This window comes from Ruegeria sp. CDSA221, assembly GCF_059611825.1.
In genome coordinates this window covers 91316-113276 of the sequence record NZ_JBXWPK010000001.1, presented here as the reverse complement: position 1 = coordinate 113276, position 21961 = coordinate 91316, and the positions used below count along the sequence as shown (strand labels likewise).

The following is a 21961-nucleotide window of genomic DNA, read 5'->3' as shown; positions in this document are numbered from 1 at the left end:
TCCTGTCCTCTCTATCGGGCGGTTGTGGTGCCGGCTTCCATCACAAAATCCAGATGACGGAATCGGTCGAGGGTAAATGAAGACATCAGCGGATGAGGCTGACCCTTAGCAACCAGATGGGCTAGGGTCAGACCGCCTGCCGGGATCGCCTTGTAGCCACCCCACCAACCCGCCGTGATGAACAGCCCCGGCACTTCGGTCTGATCCATGATAGGCGAGGCGTCATGCGCGATATCCAGATGCCCGCCCCATTGTCGCATCAGCTTGAGCTTTTTGAATGACGGGAACAACGACAACATCGTCGTCACAGTATCTTCGAACACGTTTTGCTTGATGTCCCGGCGAAAGCTCTGGCCCATGTCAGGCGCGCCGCCAATTACCATTTCACCCTTGTCAGATTGACTGAAATAGAACCCGCTGTCGGGGCAATTCACGATCACATCGACCAACGGCTGGACTGGCTCGGAAACAAAAGCTGTCAGGTTCATAGTTCGCAGCGGCAGCTTCAGCCCGGCGGTTTCCGTCAACGTTGTGGTATGTCCAGACACCGCTACGACAACTTTCTTGGCTCGAATGGTTCCGCGATTGGTTTCGACACCGTCGATCGCGCCGTCTGCACCTCGGATCAGCGATTGCACTGCGGTCTGCTGGTGGATCTCGACCCCCATCGCATCCGCCGCGCGGGCATATCCCCAGGCCACTGCATCATGCCGGTTCACACCCGCATCGGTATGTACCATGCCGCAAATGATTGGCAGCCGAGCATCAGGTCCTCCGCCAGTCAGCGCGGGAATGCGACGGCGCAATTCGTCTGTATTGATCTGCTCGTAAGTTGAGCCGTAGATGTCCATGACCAATTGCCGTCGCCGAAGCTCTCGCAGCTTGGGCCAGGTCTGTACGACATCTACCATGGTGCGCTTTGAGTGCATCATATTGAAGTTCAGCTCGTGCGTAAGCCCTTCGTACATTGCGACTGATTTGACATAGAACGGGATCGACTCGTCCCGCATGTAGTTTGAACGGATTGTCACCGTATTGCGCGCGATGTTACCGCCGCCCAGCCAGCCTCGCTCCAGCACGGCGACGTCGGTAATGCCAAATTCCTTGGCCAGATAATAGGCAGTGGCCAGACCGTGACCCCCTGCCCCAATCACGACAACTTCATACTGGTCTTTCAGGGGTGGGCTTCGCCAGGCCAAGGGCCAGTTGCGATGGCCAGAGAGCGCGTTTCGAGCGAGTGAGAACACAGAGTATTTTTGCATGTTGGTAATTATATTTACTAATAAGCAACGTTCGTCAATAAATAAATTTACCTGAATGCAATCCCCGTTTTGGCGCGCCGCTGCATTTGAACGAGTCATCGCGCACATCGCGTGCATGACTTGTTGTGGTATTTGCTGGTTTGGTCAGGTTATTTCGGGTAGGGTGCGTCATGCACGTTCGCATCAAACAGTTTCACCGAAACCTAGCCGGAAAATGGTCAACCCGGTCGAAATGGCCCTGTTTCATCATAAACTGTCGCAGCTCTCCAACATCCTAACTCCATGAGAACTTAGGCGCATAGCGCCTGTTTTTTTACCGCCCTCAATCTCGGGTGGAATCTATGGATGGAAAAGCAATGACAACATCAACTGAAACTATGACGGTTCAGGATACCTATGCACGCGACGGTGTCGTGCTGCTAAGGGATATCCTATCTGACGAATGGCTGACCAAACTGCGACACGCTGTAGATACCGAAATCAAAAAGGGCGACCGCTATTTCGCCTACAAGAATATGCGTGAAACGCCGGGTGTGTTTCAGGACTATTGCCTGAAGTCGGATATCGGCCAGCGCGTGTCTCAGGTAGCTGGCAGCCCATGGACATCGCTGATCTATGACCAAATATTCGTGAAGGAGCCGGGAACGCAGACTCAAACCGGATGGCATACAGATCAGCCTTATTGGCCGGTATCCGGCCCGATCATGACAATGTGGATCGCGCTTGACCCGGTCGACCCGGACAATGGAGCGCTGGAATTTGTACGTGGTTCACATGCGTGGGGGGCCAAGTACCGTCCGTTCAAAACCGATCAACTCGGTGGTTTTCTACACTATCTGGAACAGGACAATCCCGACTATATCGATATGCCAGATTTTGAGGCAAACCGCGACGACTACGACATCTTCCATTTTGAGAATATGCAGCCCGGTGATGCATTGGCCTTTGACGGGATGACCGTGCATTCTGCTATGGGTAACAGAACCACCACCCGTCGCAGGCGAGGGTATGCAATCCGATTTGCCGTTGACGGAGCAACTTATGAGCCACGCGATTCCGTCACCGAATGGCTGCATGATGACAGTCTTAAACCCGGCGCGCCGTTTGCCGGTGGACGGTTCCCCGTCATCTACGAAACTGCGTAAATCTGCGGCAGAGGGCTGGATTTCCCAGCCCTCTGCCAAGATCTCAGGCCTTCCGCGCGACGGCCTCCTGTGACGTATTCTCGGCCTCGATAGCACGGTCAAGAACGCGTCGGAATTGTTTGGCGCCCGCATCGAGGCCCAAATCAATATTCGACGTGGTGGCGTTCTTCATACCTTTGTGGACTGCCTCCAGCACATCCTTATCCTCAAGAAATGCCATACGCGCACCGTCATTCATGTAGGTTGACACTTCGGCATCGTCGGCAAGGGAATTACGATGCTGGAACCAGAAATACCTCGTCCGATCCTCATCAATCGGGGTCATGAAATTATATGAGATATTGATGAAGGTTTCAGCAACCGGACTCTTGTCATACCCACCGGTTCCAACCGGCGTGTAAATGGACTTGTTCAACCCGATGGCAGGCATGCACATCTCATAATGTTGCAAGCGGTCGCATTCGCCCCCGAACGCCACAAGCTTGGAATAGTAAGGTGAAGGCGGTTTGTTCTCAATCCAGCGCGACACGATTACACCGCGATCTGTCTTTTCCACGTTCAATGGTTCTTCGTCCGTCCCTGCCCCCGCAAACGAACTCACGTGCACCCAAGCCACATGGCTGGGATCAAGCAGGTTGTCACAGACCCAAAGGTAGTGGCAATCGATATCCATCACGCCACCATCCGTCATGCCCCAGGTTGTGTTATCGAAATTCTCTACGGGGAAAATCTGATCAGGATTTGCCAGTGCCGGATCCCCCATCCAGATCCAGAGCAATCGATAGCGGTCAACCACCGGATAAGATTTGACAACCGCACGGCGTGGGGTCATCCCACGCTGGGTGGGGCTGTCTATGCACTTGCCCGAGCAGTCGAAAGTCAAACCGTGATAGCCGCACTCGACCAGATCGCCTATCAGATTGCCCTTTGACAAAGGCAGCTTGCGATGCGGGCACGCATCCTCCAGGGCAACCGGCGCGCCATCCTGCTGGCGATAAAGCACGACGTTTTCGCCCAGAAAGGTCTCGGCCTTCAAATCGCGACCAATATCTTTGCTCCATGCGGCAACATACCAGCAGTTTTTCAGATACATGATCCCGCTCTCCGTTCAATATCTAGCTTGCGCCAATATGGGGTAATTTCCCCGCACTTCGCCATGCTGGATTGGTAATGGGACATATAAGGTCTACTAATTTGACTCGTTTGCGAGCAGCGGGATGTCGGGTTGCGCTTTGGCTTCGGCATGAATCCAGTTCAGGAATTCGCTGACCTTTTGGCTATCCTTCGTCTCATGCCGCCGCACCAGCCAGTAGGACAAAGGCGATTGCGTCAAATGTGGGAACGGTCGCACCAATCGGCCATCACAGAGTGCGTCGATCACGAGCGGCTCACGACCGAGCGCTACGCCGAGCCCTTCGATTGCAGCTTGTACAACCATATTCGACTGCCCCAACCGACGTGTACGCAGCACTGTCGGCAAGTTAAGATCACATTGCCGGGCCCAGAATTCCCACGTCGGGTTAGCCGCACCATGACGTAGGTTTTCATCCACAAGCAGTGTGTGACGAGACAAATCTTTGATGCCATGAAGATCGGGTAACAGAGCTGGAGCACAGACAGGAAAAAGCCGTTCTTCCATCAACAGATCGGCCTGCAACCCCGGGTACTCACCCAGCCCATACCGAATGCCGATATCCGCATCGGCACCAGAAAAGGGGTGCTGCCCGGTATCTGTAGCGATCGAAATCGACAGGTCGGGATGCGCCAAATCAAAGTGAATAAGCCGCGGAAACAACCAGTTAAACGCAAAGCCCGGCAGACATGAAATGACTATTGTTCGGTCGCTGCGAGTTTTATCCCGCAACTGAGCGCAGACGTCAGAAATACGCCCCAATCCATCGGATATAGCCAGAGCCAGCTGTTCGCCCTCGCGTGTGGGACGTGACTGACGCGCACCGCGCACCAGCAATTCTCTGCCAAGCCATTCCTCCAGCGACCTTACATGCTGGCTTACCGCACTTTGACTTACACCCAGCTCTTCGGCTGCTGGCGAAAAGCCGGAATGGCGGACGACCGCCTCAAAAGCGCGAAGCGCCGAATATGGCAAATTCAGGATCATATTAGCTATCCTAATGTCAGGCATTACTTCTTTCAAATGGATTAGAGTCGATACAGGGCTCTAGATTTCTAAGATCAAATCTTTGGGGGTACTGATGTCCGACACAACGCCCGGGCGAGGAGCGCTAAACCTTCTGGTGAACTGTGCCCATGCAACAGCGGGCGACCGGTTGCTAATCGCCTACGAGCCTCCGCAGTTCGGGTATTTCGACTCAAATTGTGTAGACATCGTCAGCCAGGCGGCACAGCAGCTAGGGCTAATTGTTGATGCGGTTGATGTGGGTTTCAACCCTGACAACCCCCATCTCTCGCCCGACCTTCTTGTCCGATTTCGGGCTGCAGACATCATCCTGTTCTTGGCGCGCTTGGGCGATCAGTTGCGGTTTTCGGACATGCCGCGGGGCAAAAGGATTATTGTCAGTTTTGCGGTGAACAAAGAACTGCTGGGCTCGGGGTTTTCGAACGGCCACCACGATGCGTTTTTGGACCTCAAGTCAGACGTCAATGCGGTGCTTGATGCGGCAGACGAAGTCCGGATCACCTGCCCGCTGGGTACTGATGTAAGTGGACACCCGATTATGGATCTGAAGCCCACTGGGGATACCTCGATCCTGCGCTTTCCAATGTCCGTCTTTACACCGGTTCCAGCACATAGTTTTTCTGGCAGGGTGGCCGTCAGTTTTCTTACCGGGACCGGGTCGAGGTATTATGACAATTATACTATCGAATTCGACGAACCGGTTTTTGCAATCATGGAAAATGGCCAGCTAACGCGGTTTGACGGCGACCCTGCTAATGTTGCAAGAGCTGAGGCCCACTATGATCGGGTTGCCGGGCAGTTCGACATAGATCGTAATTTCGTACATTCATGGCATGCTGGGATTCACCCAGGCTGCGGATATCCCTGGGATATGCGAGAAAATTACGAAAGATGGGGCGGGTCTGCTTTTGGCAATCCGCGTATTCTGCATTTCCACACTTGTGGTGCTTATGCCCCCGGTGAAATCAGCTGGAACGTAATCGATCCGACCATTGTGATCGACGGCGAGGCTTACTGGGACAATGGTGTTTTTTACGCTGAACGGCTGCCTGCTGGACCGTCAATTCTCGATCGCCATTCCTGCGCGGCGGCATTGTTTGCTGATCCTGATCCGAATATCGGATTGCGTGCGGTTATCTGATCATTCCTAACTTGATCGAATCGCGCCCAGATAGGATGATCTATTGTTAATAGGACCCGATCAAGTTGGTCTTATGGTGCGGAGCACTCCCGTCTCCGGTGCCGGTATGTACGAAGAGGGCAAAGTCCCCCGCACCGGCAAAATTATGGAACCCATATGTCAAAAGCTATCGTTACGCCGCTGACTCAGGCCTTGGCCGAAGGAAAACTCACGCGCGAAGAACTCAAAGGATTCATGCAACGTTCAAACGGACCGGGATTGCGCCATCTGGCGCTTTGGATCCTGTTGCTTGCGTTCACCACGACGCTGATAACACTTGCCTGGAACAGCTGGCTGATCTGGCCGGCAATGTTCCTTCAAGGCGTTGTCCTGGTGCATCATTTTTCGTTGCAGCACGAATGTGTCCATTACACAGTGTTTCGGACACGCTGGCTGAATGATTTGGTTGGTCAGATCTGTGGGCTGATCATCATTCTGCCGCACCGGTTTTTCCGGTACGAGCATTGCGACCATCATACCTATACCCAACTCACCGGCGAAGATCCTGAACTTATCCCTATGCCCAAGACGATTGGACAGTATCTTCTTTACCTTTCAGCCCTGCCCTATTGGCGCGGTAAGTTCACCGAAGTGTTCCGACATGCCCGCGGACGACTGAACGAGACAGAGTTGCGCTTTATCCCCAAGGTCGAGCACAAAGCGGTTTTTCGGGACGCGCGCAGGATGCTTGCCATTTACACCGCCATTTTTCTAGCCATGGCTCTGACCGGCTGGTGGGGCCTGATCTGGTATTGGATCATTCCACTGTTTCTGGGGGAACCAGTTATGCGATTTGTGCGAATGACCGAACATGTGGGACGACCAACGGTTGCTCAGATGTCGGAAAACACCCGCACCAATCTAGTATCAACACCGATGGCCTTTCTGTGCTGGAACATGAACTATCACGCGGAACATCATTACGTTGCATCGGTTCCATTCCATTCGCTGCCGCGTTTGCATGAAAAGCTGAAGGATCACATTTTTGTCGAAAGAGGCGGCTATTTGGCAGCGCATCGTGACATTCTGCGGCAAATTTTGCAGCGTGAACCCGAGCAATCGGCAGAGGTTTGAGCGATGGGAAATGAGAAACCATGGCACGACCTGATCGATGTTGCGAAGCTGGAAAAGAACTGGGTCACGCGCGTTGAGATCGGACCACGGCTAATTGCCGTTTATGATACGCCAAGCGGTGTTTATGCCTCGCTGGCGCTTTGTAACCATGGCGGCGCTGATTTATGTGACGGCTACTTCGATGGACACGTGATTGAATGTCCGTTGCATCAGGGCGCGTTCGATGTACGAGACGGCAAACCCGTGTCAGCACCCGCAACGCGAGCAATGCGCATTTTTGACACTCGGGTCGAAAATGGAATGGTTCAGGTCAGGCTATGAATGTGTCCACATACCTGTCAGCCATGTGCGTTAGGCAAGCGCGGGTATTCCGGGCATAGCCACATATCCGTGTAATGCTTCAACCCGTCGGATCCAATTTCGAACCGACGGGTACGGGGACAATGGAATGTTGCCTTGATAAGCTAACGCTGTGTACGGGTAACAGGCCAGATCCGCCAGGGTCAGCCTGCCACACGTCAGCCAAGGGCTGTCTGACAACTGCCGCTCCATGATCTCCAGCGACGCCTCGCCCAGTGATTGCGGTCCGATAAGATCAATATCCCGTTCAAATATAACAATCGCTCTGGCTGTTGCCATGCCGTGAAATATCTCATTGACCGAGAATGAGAGCCACTGCTGAATCTCGCCGTGTTCTTCCGGTGTCCTGGGTCCCCAATTCTCAGCGTCGTATTTCTGTGCCAGGTACAACATGATTGCCGTACTGTCGCGCAGAACAAATCCGTCATCATCGATAACAGGAACCTTGTGCAGCGGGTTTATCCGCAGAAACTCTTCCTGTGTCTGGTCACAGTTCAGCAGATCAATATCGATGAGCTGATATTCAAGCTTCAGCATCGACAACAACAATCGGACTTTGTGGCAGCTACCAGATAACTTGAAATCATAAAGACGTATCATTCGGGTCGTCCGACCTATCGTTTATCCGATCGTTTTTCGAAGCGGGCAAAGATACGGCTGAGGCCGAAACAGACGATAAAATAGAAAGCTGCTGTCGTGATCCAGGCCTCAAAGATCATACGTGAGGACGCAACAAGTTCGACGGTCTTGTATGTCAGTTCCTGTACTGAGATCAGTGACAAGATCGAGCTGTCCTTAATCAGCGAAATAAATTGGTTTGCCAGCGGCGGGACCACTTTCTTCAACGCTTGAGGCAGGACTACATAGCGAAGTTCCTGTAGTTGACTCATCCCGATCGAACGCGCGGCTTCGCGCTGGCCTTTCGGAATTGACTGAATACCCGCCCGGATAATTTCCCCGACAAAGGCGCTTTCAAACAACGCCAGAACGATGACTCCGGAAACCAGCGAAGGGAAACGCCGCATTTCGCCAAAAAAGAAAGTCCAGACCTGGTTGTTCTCTTGTCGCGCGATCCCACGCGCCCAGCGTTCGAGATTCAGGGCGTCAATCAGTTGTTGGGACAGGAAAAAGAAGAAGATAAAGACGACAACAACCGGTGGCACGTTGCGCAAAAACTCGAGGTAGGTTCGGGCCAGCATCCGGATTGTCAAATTAGCTGAACACCGGGCAACGCCCAAAATAGTGCCCAACAGAAGGGCCAGAATGCCGGAATAGATACTGATGCGGACGGTGGCAGCTAGCCCCTGCAAAAGCAGGTTGGCAAAGTACTCTTCACGACTTGAATGCCAGCCGACGATATATCCAGGAATAAGCTCCCAGCGCCATTTGTAATTGAGCGTGCCTTCGATCGACAGCCAGATATACCCGAAAAAGGCAATCAAAATCGCCATGATCAGGTAGTCGGGCCATCTGAGCTTCTTGATGAAATTCTGCACCGGGCGCGCTCCGCGTCAATCTCGGGGGCGGTGCACCCGCCCCCGGTTAGTTTAGTTACTGCGCAACCTGATCAGCCCACTCTTCGGTGGCGAACCAATAGTTGTGACGCTCTTCCAGCCAACCGGACCGCCATTGCTGTGCAATCCAGTTGTTGAAAAAATTCATGGCATCCGGATCACCTTTGCGCACCCCAAAGGCCTCACCGCGCGGGTCATAGAGATTTTCGAACGGAACGGACAACGTTTCAGGATTGCGCCCCGCTTCGCGGTTTGGAGTCGGTTGCGCAGCCATTGATGCATGCGCGTTGCCGTTTAGAACTTCCTGGGTCGAGGCCCCGTCCTCATCGAACAAAAGCAAGGTTGCATCAGGGAAGTTCTGTGCGATCACCGCAGCCGGGGTCGCACCGCGGCGGGCGGCAAAAGTGATCTCTGGTTTATTGAAATCTTCCAGGGTCATGCCTTCGGTCATCGATTTGTTGGCCAGGATGGCCAGACCTGAATAGGCGTAAGGATCGGTAAAGTTGATGGTCAGGTTTCGCTGCGCGGTCATCGACATACCTGAGATAATCACGTCGAAATTGGACGACACCAACGCAGGAATGATGCCATCCCAGGCGGTTGGAACGAATTCGACCTCGACCCCCATGTCTTCGGCCAATTTGCGCCCGACATCCAGTTCGAAGCCGATCAGCTCACCATTATTGTCACGCATCGACCATGGCACGAACAGTGAAAGACCAATCCGGATCACCCCGTCCTGCTTGATGGTTTCAATCACACTTTCACTGGACAGTTCCTGGGTCGCGCTTTGTGCCCAGCTTGAGGTCGCCAGTCCAGTCGCCACGACCGCACCCAGGGCTACCCCGAGCATTCTGCGAGAAAGCTTCATATTGGTTCTCCTTGTTGTCCGACAATTTGTTCAGGTTTATTGGTCGACGGCATATTTCTTCTCCAGATAGCTCACGCCGATCGACAGGATCAGGGTCACCACCAGATAGACCAATGCGATGGTGAACCAGATTTCGAAACTCATGTAGGTGTCAGAAATGATGTTACGTCCGAAAGTGGTCAGTTCGGCCACCGCAATCACGCTGACAATTGCTGATGATTTGATCAGATGAACGACCTCGCCGGTCATCGGCGGGAGCATGAACCGCACCGATTGTGGCAGGATGATGTAACGATATACCTGAAAGGGGCTCATCCCGATGGATTTGGCCGCTTCCCACTGACCCGTGGGGATGGCGTTGATCCCCGCCCGCAAAATCTCAGATATCAACGCAGAATGAAACACCGCCAGGGTCAAGATACTCGCGGTATAACGATTAAACCCGAAGATCGGACCCAGCACATAGTAAAAGAGATAAAGCAGAACCAAGAGCGGGATGTTTCGGATAAGCTCAAGGTAGCCAACCGCAACCGCTGAACCCACGACCAGTCCGGACAGCCGCAATAGCGCCAACAACAACCCCAGAACGGTTGCCAGCAAAAAGGCCGTGACGGATAGTTGAATAGTGGCGACCAGACCAATAGGAATTTCGCCCCACTCGAACCCAACCTCGGTATTGCGGTAAAGGAACTGTGGTACGCGGTACCACTGCCAATTATACCCCATGCCCTGAGCACCAGCATAAGAGCCATAGGCAATCAAACCTACGATGATTGTATAGATAGCGATCGATACGGGTACTGAGCCAAAAAACCTCTTAATGACCGGCGGTTTCGGCAGCGCCTGACCTGTAGGTCCCGATATGCCCAAATCGCTCATATCAGTGTTCCAGAATTTGGTTTAGGAACAAGCGACAGCGTTCGCTTGAGGGGGTGGTAAAGAACTGTTCCGGCGGCGAAACTTCGACAATTTGCCCCGCTTCCATAAAAACCATCGTATCAGCGACCTTACGGGCAAATCCCATCTCATGGGTGACGACGACCATGGTCATACCGGTCTCAGCAAGTTCAACCATCACATCCAGCACTTCGTTGATCATTTCGGGATCAAGGGCAGAGGTCGGCTCATCAAAAAGCATGATCCGGGTTTCCATGCACAGGGATCGGGCAATGGCCACCCGCTGTTGTTGTCCACCAGATAGTTGAGCCGGGTATTTATCTGCTTGTTCAGGAATGTGGACCCGGTCCAGATAATTGCGCGCAGTCTCTTCGGCCTGAGATTTTGATACCTTGCGCACCTTCATCGGTCCGATCATCAGGTTTTCAAGAACAGTCAGATGCGGAAACAGATTGAACTGTTGGAAGACCATCCCAACTTCTTGCCGTAATTCGCGGATTTCCTTTATGCCTTCATATACTTCGATCCCATCGATCACGAGACGCCCGGAATTGTGCCACTCCAAACCATTGAAACAGCGGATCAACGTGGATTTCCCCGAACCGGACGGGCCGCAGATCACCACCTTTTCACCCTGATGAACACTCAGATCAATGTTCTTAAGCGCATGAAATGAGCCATAGAATTTATCCAGGTTGGTTACCTCAATCATGGGAGAAGGTTGGTTCATGACGGGCCTGTCGTTTCGGGAGACCACACTTTCGGGTGTCCTCGTGAGTGGATGAAATCAGAGGTGAGAAAGCTACCGCCCCGAAAATCCGTCGGGAAATTCTGTTGCCGTGGCTCGATCCGGGGATTGCCCAGATAGCAGCCGTTGGCTTGGCGATGCGATTGAGTGGAGCAATCGGGCAAGGCCATAGAATCCTCAAATCTGTTGCACGCTAATTAATATGGTTGCTTAATATGCAATATTCGTCAATAAAAAACTCAACGGGCAGGTTTTGACTGCCTAAAAATTGAGCTGACGACCAAGGGAGGAAACATAAATGTCTGCCTGGATTCGGATGATTTCTGACGAAGAAGCCGACGATCAGCTAAAGGCCACATTGGATATGGCACGCACGCCGCACGGGACGGTGGATAATGTCATGCGCGTGCATTCCCTGCGGCCCAACACAATGAAAGGGCATGTTATTTTGTACCGAGCGTGCCTGCACGATCACGCAAACTCCATACCGATGTGGTTTCAGGAAGTCATCAGCTCTTACGTGTCGACCCTGAACAACTGCCCCTACTCCTATGCCAACCACTGGGCAAACGCTCGGCACCTGATTGATAACAATGCGCGCGCCGATGAAATTGAAGCTGCGCTAAAAGCCCACCAACCGCAGGATGCTTTTGAAGGGGCACACCTTGCTGCATTGATCTATGCCGAGAAACTTACCCTAGCACCCGGAACGATGGTTGAGACGGATGCAACCACACTGAAAGATGAAGGTTGGGAGGACGGCGAGATCCTCGAAATCAACCAGATTGTGAGCTATTTCAACTATGCCAACCGTTTACTAAACGGTCTCGGCGTCACCACGGATGGGGACGTCGTGGGTTACTACGCCGACGAGTGACAGGATGTATCATGCAAGGTGACACTCCGGGAAGACAAATTGATCGCGCCATCGGCGCGTCGCTAAAAGAGCTGCGCCAAAGCCGGAAGCAATCAGCCCGCCGACTTGCCGAACAGTCTGGCATATCTGCGGCGATGGTCAGCCGCATAGAGAATGGATTGGTTTCGCCCTCGATCGACACATTGGCCGCATTGGCCGAGGCGCTTGAAGTGCCCATCGTCTCGTTGTTTCGCGAAGCAAGAACGGATCACACCGACTATACCCTCGTCCGTCACGGTCAGGGATTGAAATCCACCCGGCTGGCGAGCGGTCATTCCCATGAGTATGTCAATCTCGCGCTACATTCCCGAAAAGATCTGAGGTTTCAGGCGCGCCGTGTAACCCTGCTGCGTGACGAGGGCCATCCACCAACCTACGTGGGTCACGGCGTTGTCTTTGTTCAGGCGATCGAGGGGCAGGCGGTTTATCGTTATGGTGAGGCCCGGTTCACTTTGTCGGCGGGGGACAGTATCAGCGTGGATGCCGAACTGAACCATGGGTTTGAAGAAGTTTTGACACCCGAATTTGTCTTTTTGACCGTGCAGGCCGAGCGCCCGTAATGACCTGCTGATATGGCCATTCCAGCCGAACTTGATCTGACACGCGGACCGATCTCGGCGCATTTTCGAACACTGGCAATTCCTGCCGCAGTCGGAATGCTGTTCAACACCCTCTACAACGTCGTGGACATGTTCTTTGCTGGGCTTTTGTCCACCAGCGCACAGGCCGGGTTGGCACTGGGGTTTCAGGCGTTTTTTATTGCCATATCGGTCGGCGTTGGGCTTGGGGCCGCGATGAGCGCTCTTGTTGGAAACGCTCTGGGAGCCGGCGATCATCGCAAAGCCCGTCGGCTGGCTGCGCAAGGAATGAGCTATGGGCTCATAGCGTCCGGCCTATTGGCATTGGCTGGGCACTGGTATGGTCCAGCTCTGATCCGGCTGGTGTCTGAGCCGGGCGCATATCGTGATGCGGGGCTGCGTTACTTCTATTGGTTGCTTTTGGCTCTGCCTGGGTTCTTGCTGGCGTTTGGGTGCAACGGTATCCTACAGGCGCACGGCGATGCGGTTTCGATGCAGCGCGCACTCGTGGTCGCATTTTTTGTCAATATCGGTCTAAACCCGCTGTTGATCTATGGCATTCCAGGTCTGGCTCCCGGCATAGGCTTCGATGGTTTGGCTGTCTCGACCGTCATCAGTCAGACCGGCGTCATGGTCTTCATGGTCCGGCAAGTACTCGGACGGCGAAGGATGAGGCGCATACGATTCCGAAACTTTGCCCCACGTTTGGAGAAGTTTGCCGAAATATCTGTCCAGGTTCTACCAACAGCCACATCCTTCATGGTGATGTTGCTGTCAGGTTTTGTCATGCAGTTCGCCCTGAAAATCTTTGGGGAACACGCAATCGCGGGCCATGGAGTGGCAATTCGACTTGAACAGATTCTACTTTTGCCGGTGCTTGGTGTAACCGGGGCGCTGCTACCAATTGCGTCCCAAAATTTTGGAGCCCATGAATACGCGAGAGTAAGGGAAGCAGTATTTTATTGCTGGAAAGTTGGCTTCATCATGACAGCTATCGCAGCGCCTACTCTATGGATATTTGGAAGACCCTTGCTGCGGCAGTTTACTGATGACCCCGAAGTCATCCGCGTTGGAGTGAGTTACTTGCGCGTCGACAGCCTGATACTGCCTTTCTATATGATGCTTTTTTCGATCAACTCTCTTTTGCAGGCTTTGAAAAGACCGATCTGGACGGTGTGGATCAGCCTGTATCGGCAGGGGTTTGGGGTAGCCTTTTTTGTCTGGGTTTTTGTTTGGCTGCTGGGCTTTAACGAAACCGGTGTTTGGTTTGGCACCGCGGCTGCCGTTGTGACAGGATGGGCGATCGCTCTTATCGTGACCACACATGTAGCACAGCGCGAGATAGGGGGGTTTTGGGTGTTGTCACGTTAACATCCAGTCCACAAAGAAGTGCCCGTGCTCAGATTTCAAGCTGCTTGGGAGGCGACATTCCAGGCATCAAATGGATAGTGCCAACTTGTTTGCGCGTTCTGAACTGGTTACCGCTCACGCATAAAGATGCCGTTCAAAATGCCGCGCCTGAAGGGCTATCGTTTTTCCGCGAGAGATCATCGCCTAAGCCGCCTGGATTTACCATCGTTTTGCGCTCAGTACTGCTCAGGTTAAAATTCTGCGCGCAGTGTTACGGTCAGCGGTCTGAACTTGATGACCCAGCGGCGGAGGGTCGCGTAAGAAATATCGACCCCGCGCTGCAGAAGCCTCGCGTCAACTTCACGCAAGCTCGAACATAAGGCCACCCAGCCTGGGTAATGATCCGAGGAGGAAATCGGCGACGCTTGTAGGTGATGGACGATGGATTCATCGATGCCACCTACGACCAATTCCAAGCATGAGTAACCAAACAACGGTTAATGTGACAACACCTCAGAATGGGTTCCCACAGATCGATTGGATCTAATTCCGGATCGTGAATGCGAGCAAACCTTCCAATCCCCCATCTCGACTTCGGCGCCGCTTTCGATTCTGGCAACATTCAGCTCTTTGAACATCGCATCAAAGTCCGCGACGTAGAATGTTCAGGATGAAGCCCCGGTCTCCGGGATAGTAGTCGCTGTCTTTCGGGAACGTCGAAAAGATTGTCACGCTGCGCTCGCTGATCCAGGATTGCATGGTGGGCGAAGCCGGAGTTGAGGGGATTGATAGATGGGTCCCATACCATTCTGCTAGTCTAGCCGGATCATCAGATCTGAAGAAAGATCCTCCAATTCCATAAATTTGTGCAGTGTTAGATCTCCTTTGGTTAGTTTCGGTAAGGATCGTTCTTCTGGCCGATGACACAAATCGCCGGAGTGGCCCCGCCAAAGATCTCGATTTCGGTCACGTTCTCGAAACCAACAGCGTGGAGCGCTTCCTCGATGCTGGCGATCATGCGTCGCGCAGCACCCGGGCCATCCGCGTCCAGCCGTGGTTGATAGGTGGTCAGGCAAAGCCCGCCAGTAGCCAATGCTTCATATACTGCACCAAAAAACCCGTGTTTGTCGCTCTGAAACTGTATGACGTTCAGCGAGAAGATGCGGTCAAATGCGCCCGGCCAGTTAGCAAGGCGGTCGATCCCGCCCTCGATCAACGTGACTCTGTCTGCGGCACACTGTTCTCTTAGCCGATTGCGAGCCTGCCGGATCATCACCTCGGAATGGTCAAGACCGACCACCCGCCCTGACGTTACAACAGAGGCACATTTTGCGAGGGCCAGACCGGGGCCGCAGCCGATCTCAAGCACGCGGCTATCGGGCGACAGAGCCATCAAATCGACTGTTCTGTCATTTCGGAAACGGTTCGATTGCCGCGCTGCCATGATCCGTCCCGCCAACGCACCCAACAGGCCCGATGGATGCCGAAACTGTGCGACGATCTTCGGTTTCATCGACACTACGCGTTACCCGCGCGAGACATCCACAGGGGCATCGCCAGCAACCCGCCAATCGAAAGAACGAGAACGCCGAGGGCAAGCGCATGGCGATACGCCATCTCGGGAAACCCCAGAAGGTCCACCGCAAAAGCATTCCACGACCACAGGGCGGCGACACCCCATATAAATAGTGCGACAATGACGATGCCGAGGGTCTTGCTGTGGCGTTTCGAGTGCTGAATCATGTTAGCTCCCCTTCTCCATCATGATTTCAAGCGCGTCGTTGAGACTGGCCAACAGCTGCGCCGAAGCTGCGACATCATGCGCTGCCGTGGCCTCGGCCAACGCGGCCATCGGTGCGTCTTCCCGGTCCTGCATCTCGGCAAAAAGATCAATGCCGGTTGGGGTGGGCAAATAAAGTACTGATCTCTTGTGATCGGGATTGTCCTGCGCGTGGGCAAGACCCTTCTCCAACAGGGTATTCATGTTTTTCTGCACATGCTGACGCGAGACACCTTTGGCTTTGGCGATATCGGGCACCGTTTGTGGCGCCTTGAAGATCAATGCCTGAAGGACCGCCCGCATCGACGGATTGATATCCAGATCGGCGTGCAGAGCTTCGGCAACGGATTTGAGCCGGTTGAACGCTGTCCTTATTTCTCTGATCAGCGCGGTGAGTTCTTTGTTTTGCTGCGTCACGCGGGGGCTCCGGGATTCTATTTGACAACTTAGGTGTCATTATGAATTATGACAACTTAATTGTCAATATGGTGATGCTGCTCATGTTCACGCAAACCCATCTACTGATCGGAGCCGCAATCTTCGCGAGGCCGGGACGCACTACGGTTGCTCCGGCTGGTCTGATGGGCGCGTTAGTGCCTGATACCGATGTCTGGGCGATGTTCATGGTCGAGCGGCAGCAAGGGGCCAGCGGGTGCGAAGTGTTTCATTATCGGTACTGGGAGCAGCCATGGACAACGCTTCAGATGCTGCTGAACTCGATCCCCTTGTATCTCGCCCTTATCGCCCTGGGCCTCACCGGTCTGATCCTGCCTGCCGTTTGGCCACGCAGGATCGCGCTGATCGTGATCGTGTTCGCCAGCTCTGCACTGCTGCATGTGGGGATTGATTTTCTGCTGCACCATGACGATGCGCGCGCGCAATGGATGCCTTTCACGGACTGGATCTTCCGCTCACCAGTTTCCTATTGGGAACCTCGATACTACGGTCGGGTTTTCATGGTACTCGAGATCGGCTTGGGGCTCACTCTCGCCATATTGATCGGCCTGCAGTTTCGGTCAAAGTGCGTGTGGGCGGCGGTTGCAATTGTGTCGCTTGGTTACGCAGGGTCGGTTGCCGCTGGTCTGGTGTCTGGTGACGACCACGTGCGGGGGCCAGGGTCCTGCGAAATCCTCGAACTGGATGCTGGGTCAATGCTCACGGCCGGTGCAGGCAAGTCGATGATAGGCGCGCGCGGAGATGGCCATGAATAAAGATCATTTCATGCGATGGCGTTGGAAAATGTGGGGCGCATGGTGCATCCTTGCGGCTACCGGCGTGGCGTATGGGGTTTTCGCTATCGCAGCAAGTATTGGCCTTGCTGAAACTGACAAGATGCGCGCGCTGCCGCTGCCATTTCAAATCCATGCTCTGGCTGGCGGAATCGCATTGATCGCCGGGATAATGCAGTTCAACCCTGCGATACGAACCCGTTTCATTCGCGCGCATCGCTGGGGTGGCCGCATCTATGTCTACAGCGCATGTCTGGCGAGCATCGCGGCGGTACTCAATGCTGCATTCTTCGATGTGAGCTGGGCCGCGAGATTGTCGTTTTTCCTGCTGGGATTCTTTTGGCTTCTGTCCACGATTTTCGCATACAAGATGATCCGGAAACGCAATATTTCTCTCCACCGTGAATGGATGTTGCGAAGTTATTTCCTGGCGTTTTTCTTCGTGACATTCAGCTTCTGGGTGCCGGTCCTGGCAGGCGACAGTCAGGGAACAGGCACGGCATATTTCATCGCTGTAGCGATGAGTTGGGTCCCCAACCTCCTACTTGCAGAAGTATGGATTCGAAGAACGCGCAAGAGAGGCAGAGCGTCAACAAGTTGACCGAACGCGAGATTTGGTATTTTGCCAAGGAGCCGATATGCGTCGGGCGCGCAGCGTTTGTCAGAATGGGCTCTTTGCGATCATGCGGCAGTGCAGATCACCGCTCCGGTCGTTAATTGGAAAACAGCGGAATAGCTGCCGTCAGCGGTTGCTCAGTCAACGGGAGTATCAGGGGAACGTATCAGCGGTCTCAAAGTTGCTGGATTCGTTGCGGCGTTCTGCCTAACCTGTTTTCAAATCTTGGAGGTATGAATTTGGAGCGCCGCCTCGCCGCGATACTTGCCGCCGACGTCGTTGGTTACAGCCGCCTCATCCGCAATGATGAAGCCGGTACTCTGGAGATAGTCAAAGCGCATCGCGAACGTCTCTTCGAGCCATGTGTATCGGCACGGAACGGACGCATTGTAAAATTGATGGGTGATGGGCTGCTGATTGAATTTGCCAGCGCTGTTGAGGCCGTTCGTTGTGCCGTCGAAATGCAGTACTTCGTCGGGATCGAGAACAAGGATTTACCGGAAGATGCTCAGGTTCAATATCGCATAGGGCTCAATGTCGGCGACATCGTGGTTGATCAGGACGACATTCAGGGTGATGGCGTCAACATCACCGCCCGGCTGGAAAGCTTGGCCGAACCTGCGGGCATCTGCATGTCGGTCAACGTCTTCGATCAGATTAAGGACAAACTCGACCTCAACATTGAAGATGCGGGAATGCATCAGGTCAAGAACATGGCGGAGCCGTTGCACGCATTCAGTTTGGCGCTTGATGAAAAGGCCACGGCTTTAGTATCGCCCATTGTGCGGAGTGCAGCAAAGCCTGCACAACGTCGGGTGGCAGTTGCCATCGGTGTCGTGCTCGCCTTGGCTTTGGGCGTAGCGGCATGGTGGCAGCCCTGGAGCCCCGCCGCAATATCTTCCGCCAATGGCGACCAATATCTGCCTGCGCCTGGCAAGCCGTCCATCGCGGTCATGGCTTTCGACAATCTGAACAACGATCCGAGCCAAGATTACCTAAGCGATGGCCTGAGTGAGAACATTCTGACGGCGCTGTCCAGGTTCTCAGACTTTTTTGTCATCGCGCGCAATTCGACCTTTTTGTACAAGGATAAGCCGGTTGAAGTGCAGCAGATCGCGCAGGAACTCGGCGTGAGATATATCGTCGATGGCAGTGTTCAGATCGCAGGTGAACGCTTGCGCGCAAATGCGCAATTGATCGATGCCGCTACCGGCAAGCATCTCTGGGCCGAACAATACGACCGTGATCTGCTGGACATATTTGATGTTCAGGATGAGATTACCCGTACCGTCGCTTCGACGTTAAGCACGAGTATCAATCTCGCTGAGTATGACCGGTTAAAGCATCAGCCTACAGAAAGCCTCGGAGCCTATGAACTCTCCACACGTGCTCAGGAACACTCGCTTAGATTTAACGAGGCGGACAATATTCAAGCCCAGCGACTGAGTGAGCAGGCGATTGCGCTCGATCCGAACTTCGCGGGCGCATATGCCGAACTCGCGTGGGCGCATTCCTTCGGCTATCGCTTTGGCTGGAGCGAGGGTCTTTCACGCGAGGAATCGCTCGATCTTGCCTTTGAAATGGCCAGAAAGGCCATTGATCTGGAACCCCTCGATTTTGCCGGTTACGCCGTTCTGGCTTATGTGACGATGTATAGTGGCGATCTCGAACGGGCGGTAACGCTGTATGACAAGGCAATCTCGCTAAACCCGAATTCTGCAGGTACCCTCGTGAACTCAACTGACCCTCTGGTCTATAGCGGACGAGCCGATGAAGCCGTTGAACGGATGCGGTCAGCGATCCGCCTCAACCCGCATCATCCGGACTGGTATCTGTGGAATCTGGGATGGGCACAGTATTTTGCAGAAGATTACGCAGGCGCTCTTGCTTCGATTGAAAAGATGAACGAGGTCCCGGATCGCCTAAGACGCACCCTTGCGCCGATACTCCTGCGGTTGGGGCGAGAAGAAGAAGCAAAAACGTTGACCGACGAATTTTTGGCAGACAACCCCAACTACAGCATCGAAGAGGCAAGGAAAGCTCCGTTCGAAAGCGACGATTACCTCAACCGATGGCTGGATGACTTGCGCAGACTGGGGGTGCCGGAAACCACTGGTTAAATGCTTGAGCCAGTATGTCAGTCGCGAGCAAGACAGCAAAGCGAGGGCTTTGGCAGCAATGCAGAATACTGCAATTCTGAGCATCCGGCCTGCCGCTCGCCGCTATCGGCGCAAATGCCCGCAGCGGGAATCCGTTCAAGCTTTACAAAGGTAACTTTCTGCGCAGTCCTGCCGCTCGTGCCCGGCACAGCATTCGGTACTCTGGGCTCAGAGCGGACCTCGGAGGCAGCGCAGCGTGTCGTGATAAAATGCTCCGGTCAACGTCGGGTTGTCGTTTTGGGAGGGCATGGCGGATCGGAGGATTAGTCATGGAAACACCAAACCTACCAGCCATTCGCGCACTTCGCCCTGCCTGGAACAAAGGGCGTATCGTCGGCCAGAAGCGACCACTGAAACCAAAACACGTCTGGGCGATACGGGTTCGACTTGAATTGGCCGAGAACCGCCGCGATCTCGCCCTGTTCAACATGGCGATCGACAGCAAGCTCCGCGGCTGTGATCTGGTGAAGATGACAGTGGTCGATGTCATGGCTTCAGGCCAAATCAAAGAACGAGCCTCGGTCCTTCAAAGCAAGACGCAAAAACCTGTGCGCTTCGAGATATCCGAAGGAACGCGCGCGTCTGTCGAAAAGTGGATGGAGGACGAGCTGATGGTCGGTTCCGAGTACCTTTGGCCTGGGCGCTTTCATGAGCGCCTGCACATTTCGACCCGCCAATATGTACGGATCGTCCGAGATTGGGTCACATCGATCGGTCTTGAGGCGAGCGCGTATGGCACCCATTCAATGCGGAGAACTAAAGTCACGCAGATCTACAAGAAGACAGGGAACCTCCGAGCTGTTCAGCTCCTACTCGGTCATACGAAGATGGACAGCACGGTCCGATACCTTGGCGTCGAACTTGAGGATGCATTGGCCATTGCCGAAGCCATTGAAATCTAGACTAAAGGGCCGTTCGAAGGGACGGCCCGTTGCGGACCTTCACCCCATAGTCTCCATGCTGCGGCGCGGCCCGTCGAACCTGCCGTTCGCTGCGAGCGCAAAATCAAAGGTTGACTGAACTTACGCTGGGCGGGACAAACCGGACTTGTGCAGTCGCAGCTATTGCTGACGCAGAAATACCTCGCATCTGCGGCATGGCTATCGCTGTTTTGCAACTCATATCGCCGAAGTCGCCGTTTATCGCGTTATGAGATGGCGAACGGCAGAACCGCTCGCCAAGGTAGGTCATATGTCGATGCGCTCGGCTATGCTCAGAGCATCTTCCAATTCGACACCAAGTTAACGCATCGTGCTGTCGACTTTGGTGTGGCCAAGGAGCAGTTGCGCCGCGCGAAGGTTGCCCGTCTTACGATAGATCTCGGCCGCCTTTGTGCGGCGGAGCGAGTGTAAATCGTATCCACTCGGCTCCAGCCCGATCGCCTTCACCCAGTCGCGAATAAGCCGTGCGTACTGACGCGTCGAGATGTGTGGTCGGTCGTGAAACCGGCTTGGAAACATGAACAGGCAAGCAAGCATCTCTGGAGTTCTGACCCAGGCCAGAACGGTTTTTCGCGTGTTTTCCGACAGTTCAAATTGAACGGGTCGCTTGGTTTTGCTCTGGATCACCGAAACACGTTCCCGGACGCGATGGTTTTTGATAAGATCAGGCACGGTTAGCTTGACCAGATCACAGCCTCGAAGCTTGCTGTCGATGGCGACGTTGAACAAAGTCAGGTCGCGCAGATTGCCTGCAAGCTCGAATCGAGCACGGATCGCCCAAACCTGTTTTGGCAGCAGTGGATGTTTCTGTCTGATGATGCGCCCTTTGTTCCAGGCTTTGCACATGGGGGTAACTGCGGGAAGTTGGACTCTTGGCATGATTTGCCCTCCGATCCTCCCTCCACGCCCGTCATCAGCACCGTGCTGACTGGGCGATAGTGCAAGCAGGGCTGAACGCCCGTTTAGGGCAACCACTCAAATGGGCATCTTCTGCGAGCGCTTTCGGCGGCTTGGAGGTCCAAGGGCGAACTGCGCCGATGGCCTCGAAACGCATAAGCCGACATTGTGGATGTTGAAGACGGGCCTTGGCCTCCATGGCGATGATAGGCAATGCAGCAGCGTGTGTCGCGGATACGGTCGCGGCAGAATGTCATGTCTGCAGGACACCCAATGGTTTGAGGAT

Annotated in this window: 23 protein-coding genes; 11 read left to right on the top strand and 12 right to left on the bottom strand. The window is 54.0% G+C overall.

Features of this window, described 5'->3' with window-relative positions; all coding sequences use genetic code 11:
- Positions 1-11: 11 nt before the first annotated feature.
- On the bottom strand, positions 12-1262 hold the full coding sequence (locus tag AC2FJ5_RS00545; RefSeq protein ID WP_496792017.1) for an FAD-dependent oxidoreductase: 1251 nt from the start codon (positions 1260-1262) through the stop codon (positions 12-14).
- Positions 1263-1618: 356 nt separating this feature from the next.
- Between AC2FJ5_RS00545 and AC2FJ5_RS00540 the strand changes: the two genes are divergently transcribed.
- Positions 1619-2407, top strand: a complete 789-nt coding sequence (locus AC2FJ5_RS00540; RefSeq protein ID WP_496698233.1) for a phytanoyl-CoA dioxygenase family protein — start codon at positions 1619-1621, stop codon at positions 2405-2407.
- A 43-nt stretch (positions 2408-2450) separates the two neighbouring features.
- Here AC2FJ5_RS00540 and AC2FJ5_RS00535 read toward each other — a convergent pair whose 3' ends face one another.
- Together AC2FJ5_RS00535 and AC2FJ5_RS00530 are read right to left on the bottom strand one after the other, a co-directional pair.
- The gene (locus AC2FJ5_RS00535) at positions 2451-3500 is read right to left on the bottom strand and encodes an aromatic ring-hydroxylating dioxygenase subunit alpha (RefSeq protein ID WP_496792016.1); all 1050 of its coding nucleotides are present in this window, start codon (positions 3498-3500) and stop codon (positions 2451-2453) included.
- A 96-nt stretch (positions 3501-3596) separates the two neighbouring features.
- Positions 3597-4526, bottom strand: coding sequence for a LysR substrate-binding domain-containing protein (locus tag AC2FJ5_RS00530; protein ID WP_496691486.1), 930 nt, complete (start codon positions 4524-4526; stop codon positions 3597-3599).
- Positions 4527-4620: 94 nt separating this feature from the next.
- Here AC2FJ5_RS00530 and AC2FJ5_RS00525 point away from each other — a divergent pair, with 94 nt between their 5' ends.
- The 3 genes from AC2FJ5_RS00525 to AC2FJ5_RS00515 all read left to right on the top strand — a co-directional run bounded on the left by AC2FJ5_RS00525 (position 4621) and on the right by AC2FJ5_RS00515 (position 7140).
- Positions 4621-5706 carry a hypothetical protein gene (locus tag AC2FJ5_RS00525; RefSeq protein ID WP_496792015.1) on the top strand — a complete coding sequence of 362 codons (1086 nt, stop codon included), beginning with the start codon at positions 4621-4623 and terminating at the stop codon, positions 5704-5706.
- 156 nt (positions 5707-5862) lie between these two features.
- Positions 5863-6819 carry a fatty acid desaturase family protein gene (locus AC2FJ5_RS00520; protein WP_496702245.1) on the top strand — a complete coding sequence of 319 codons (957 nt, stop codon included), beginning with the start codon at positions 5863-5865 and terminating at the stop codon, positions 6817-6819.
- 3 nt (positions 6820-6822) lie between these two features.
- Complete coding sequence (locus tag AC2FJ5_RS00515; RefSeq protein WP_496792014.1) at positions 6823-7140, top strand: non-heme iron oxygenase ferredoxin subunit; 318 nt, start codon at positions 6823-6825, stop codon at positions 7138-7140.
- A 30-nt stretch (positions 7141-7170) separates the two neighbouring features.
- Here the strand turns inward: AC2FJ5_RS00515 and AC2FJ5_RS00510 are convergent, their stop codons facing one another.
- From AC2FJ5_RS00510 to AC2FJ5_RS00490, 5 genes are read right to left on the bottom strand one after another with little or no spacing between them, the layout of a single operon-like run.
- Positions 7171-7779, bottom strand: coding sequence for a glutathione S-transferase family protein (locus AC2FJ5_RS00510; protein WP_496792012.1), 609 nt, complete (start codon positions 7777-7779; stop codon positions 7171-7173).
- Positions 7780-7793: 14 nt separating this feature from the next.
- On the bottom strand, positions 7794-8675 hold the full coding sequence (locus tag AC2FJ5_RS00505) for an amino acid ABC transporter permease (RefSeq protein WP_496792011.1): 882 nt from the start codon (positions 8673-8675) through the stop codon (positions 7794-7796).
- Between the two features lie 55 nt (positions 8676-8730).
- A complete protein-coding gene (locus AC2FJ5_RS00500) occupies positions 8731-9564 on the bottom strand; it encodes a transporter substrate-binding domain-containing protein (RefSeq protein ID WP_496691480.1) in 834 nt (277 codons plus the stop codon).
- 36 nt (positions 9565-9600) lie between these two features.
- On the bottom strand, positions 9601-10443 hold the full coding sequence (locus tag AC2FJ5_RS00495) for an amino acid ABC transporter permease (protein WP_496698218.1): 843 nt from the start codon (positions 10441-10443) through the stop codon (positions 9601-9603).
- 1 nt (position 10444) lies between these two features.
- A complete protein-coding gene (locus AC2FJ5_RS00490) occupies positions 10445-11173 on the bottom strand; it encodes an amino acid ABC transporter ATP-binding protein (protein WP_496792010.1) in 729 nt (242 codons plus the stop codon).
- Positions 11174-11507: 334 nt separating this feature from the next.
- Between AC2FJ5_RS00490 and AC2FJ5_RS00485 the strand changes: the two genes are divergently transcribed.
- The 3 genes from AC2FJ5_RS00485 to AC2FJ5_RS00475 are packed head-to-tail and all read left to right on the top strand — an operon-like array spanning position 11508 to position 14074.
- Entirely contained in the window at positions 11508-12086 is a 579-nt protein-coding gene (locus tag AC2FJ5_RS00485) for a carboxymuconolactone decarboxylase family protein (protein ID WP_496691477.1), read from the top strand.
- A gap of 11 nt (positions 12087-12097) precedes the next feature.
- The gene (locus tag AC2FJ5_RS00480; protein WP_496691476.1) at positions 12098-12685 is read left to right on the top strand and encodes a helix-turn-helix domain-containing protein; all 588 of its coding nucleotides are present in this window, start codon (positions 12098-12100) and stop codon (positions 12683-12685) included.
- Between the two features lie 12 nt (positions 12686-12697).
- Positions 12698-14074, top strand: a complete 1377-nt coding sequence (locus AC2FJ5_RS00475; protein WP_496792009.1) for an MATE family efflux transporter — start codon at positions 12698-12700, stop codon at positions 14072-14074.
- Positions 14075-14942: 868 nt separating this feature from the next.
- Here the strand turns inward: AC2FJ5_RS00475 and AC2FJ5_RS00470 are convergent.
- The 3 genes from AC2FJ5_RS00470 to AC2FJ5_RS00460 are packed head-to-tail and all read right to left on the bottom strand — an operon-like array spanning position 14943 to position 16250.
- The gene (locus tag AC2FJ5_RS00470; protein ID WP_496691474.1) at positions 14943-15566 is read right to left on the bottom strand and encodes an SAM-dependent methyltransferase; all 624 of its coding nucleotides are present in this window, start codon (positions 15564-15566) and stop codon (positions 14943-14945) included.
- A gap of 5 nt (positions 15567-15571) precedes the next feature.
- Entirely contained in the window at positions 15572-15796 is a 225-nt protein-coding gene (locus AC2FJ5_RS00465) for a hypothetical protein (RefSeq protein ID WP_496792007.1), read from the bottom strand.
- A gap of 1 nt (position 15797) precedes the next feature.
- On the bottom strand, positions 15798-16250 hold the full coding sequence (locus AC2FJ5_RS00460; RefSeq protein ID WP_496691472.1) for a MarR family winged helix-turn-helix transcriptional regulator: 453 nt from the start codon (positions 16248-16250) through the stop codon (positions 15798-15800).
- Positions 16251-16333: 83 nt separating this feature from the next.
- On the opposite strand from AC2FJ5_RS00460, the gene AC2FJ5_RS00455 reads away from it, so the two are divergent.
- From AC2FJ5_RS00455 to AC2FJ5_RS00440, 4 genes are all read left to right on the top strand, one after another.
- A complete protein-coding gene (locus tag AC2FJ5_RS00455) occupies positions 16334-17044 on the top strand; it encodes a hypothetical protein (protein ID WP_496792006.1) in 711 nt (236 codons plus the stop codon).
- The gene (locus tag AC2FJ5_RS00450) at positions 17037-17663 is read left to right on the top strand and encodes a DUF2306 domain-containing protein (RefSeq protein ID WP_496792005.1); all 627 of its coding nucleotides are present in this window, start codon (positions 17037-17039) and stop codon (positions 17661-17663) included. The genes AC2FJ5_RS00455 and AC2FJ5_RS00450 overlap by 8 nt, the downstream gene beginning before the upstream one ends.
- 248 nt (positions 17664-17911) lie before the next feature.
- Positions 17912-19798 (top strand): adenylate/guanylate cyclase domain-containing protein, encoded by a 1887-nt coding sequence (locus tag AC2FJ5_RS00445; RefSeq protein ID WP_496702260.1) that lies wholly within the window; start codon positions 17912-17914, stop codon positions 19796-19798.
- Positions 19799-20106: 308 nt separating this feature from the next.
- Complete coding sequence (locus AC2FJ5_RS00440) at positions 20107-20739, top strand: tyrosine-type recombinase/integrase (RefSeq protein WP_496792004.1); 633 nt, start codon at positions 20107-20109, stop codon at positions 20737-20739.
- A gap of 339 nt (positions 20740-21078) precedes the next feature.
- Here the strand turns inward: AC2FJ5_RS00440 and AC2FJ5_RS00435 are convergent, their stop codons facing one another.
- Complete coding sequence (locus AC2FJ5_RS00435) at positions 21079-21657, bottom strand: tyrosine-type recombinase/integrase (RefSeq protein WP_496792002.1); 579 nt, start codon at positions 21655-21657, stop codon at positions 21079-21081.
- Positions 21658-21961 lie beyond the last annotated feature (304 nt).

Bases quoted from the DNA above. Each gene is read 5' to 3' on its own strand.
- AC2FJ5_RS00455 (WP_496792006.1), top strand. From the start codon at position 16,334: ATGTTCACGCAAACCCATCTACTGATCGGAGCCGCAATCTTCGCGAGG.
- AC2FJ5_RS00490 (WP_496792010.1), bottom strand. From the start codon at position 11,173: ATGATTGAGGTAACCAACCTGGATAAATTCTATGGCTCATTTCATGCG.
- AC2FJ5_RS00475 (WP_496792009.1), top strand. From the start codon at position 12,698: ATGGCCATTCCAGCCGAACTTGATCTGACACGCGGACCGATCTCGGCG.
- AC2FJ5_RS00500 (WP_496691480.1), bottom strand. From the start codon at position 9,564: ATGAAGCTTTCTCGCAGAATGCTCGGGGTAGCCCTGGGTGCGGTCGTG.
- AC2FJ5_RS00485 (WP_496691477.1), top strand. From the start codon at position 11,508: ATGTCTGCCTGGATTCGGATGATTTCTGACGAAGAAGCCGACGATCAG.
- AC2FJ5_RS00545 (WP_496792017.1), bottom strand. From the start codon at position 1,262: ATGCAAAAATACTCTGTGTTCTCACTCGCTCGAAACGCGCTCTCTGGC.
- AC2FJ5_RS00495 (WP_496698218.1), bottom strand. From the start codon at position 10,443: ATGAGCGATTTGGGCATATCGGGACCTACAGGTCAGGCGCTGCCGAAA.
- AC2FJ5_RS00465 (WP_496792007.1), bottom strand. From the start codon at position 15,796: ATGATTCAGCACTCGAAACGCCACAGCAAGACCCTCGGCATCGTCATT.
- AC2FJ5_RS00435 (WP_496792002.1), bottom strand. From the start codon at position 21,657: ATGCCAAGAGTCCAACTTCCCGCAGTTACCCCCATGTGCAAAGCCTGG.
- AC2FJ5_RS00450 (WP_496792005.1), top strand. From the start codon at position 17,037: ATGAATAAAGATCATTTCATGCGATGGCGTTGGAAAATGTGGGGCGCA.
- AC2FJ5_RS00525 (WP_496792015.1), top strand. From the start codon at position 4,621: ATGTCCGACACAACGCCCGGGCGAGGAGCGCTAAACCTTCTGGTGAAC.
- AC2FJ5_RS00535 (WP_496792016.1), bottom strand. From the start codon at position 3,500: ATGTATCTGAAAAACTGCTGGTATGTTGCCGCATGGAGCAAAGATATT.
- AC2FJ5_RS00440 (WP_496792004.1), top strand. From the start codon at position 20,107: ATGGAAACACCAAACCTACCAGCCATTCGCGCACTTCGCCCTGCCTGG.
- AC2FJ5_RS00445 (WP_496702260.1), top strand. From the start codon at position 17,912: ATGAATTTGGAGCGCCGCCTCGCCGCGATACTTGCCGCCGACGTCGTT.
- AC2FJ5_RS00515 (WP_496792014.1), top strand. From the start codon at position 6,823: ATGGGAAATGAGAAACCATGGCACGACCTGATCGATGTTGCGAAGCTG.
- AC2FJ5_RS00530 (WP_496691486.1), bottom strand. From the start codon at position 4,526: ATGATCCTGAATTTGCCATATTCGGCGCTTCGCGCTTTTGAGGCGGTC.
- AC2FJ5_RS00470 (WP_496691474.1), bottom strand. From the start codon at position 15,566: ATGAAACCGAAGATCGTCGCACAGTTTCGGCATCCATCGGGCCTGTTG.
- AC2FJ5_RS00540 (WP_496698233.1), top strand. From the start codon at position 1,619: ATGACAACATCAACTGAAACTATGACGGTTCAGGATACCTATGCACGC.
- AC2FJ5_RS00480 (WP_496691476.1), top strand. From the start codon at position 12,098: ATGCAAGGTGACACTCCGGGAAGACAAATTGATCGCGCCATCGGCGCG.
- AC2FJ5_RS00510 (WP_496792012.1), bottom strand. From the start codon at position 7,779: ATGATACGTCTTTATGATTTCAAGTTATCTGGTAGCTGCCACAAAGTC.
- AC2FJ5_RS00520 (WP_496702245.1), top strand. From the start codon at position 5,863: ATGTCAAAAGCTATCGTTACGCCGCTGACTCAGGCCTTGGCCGAAGGA.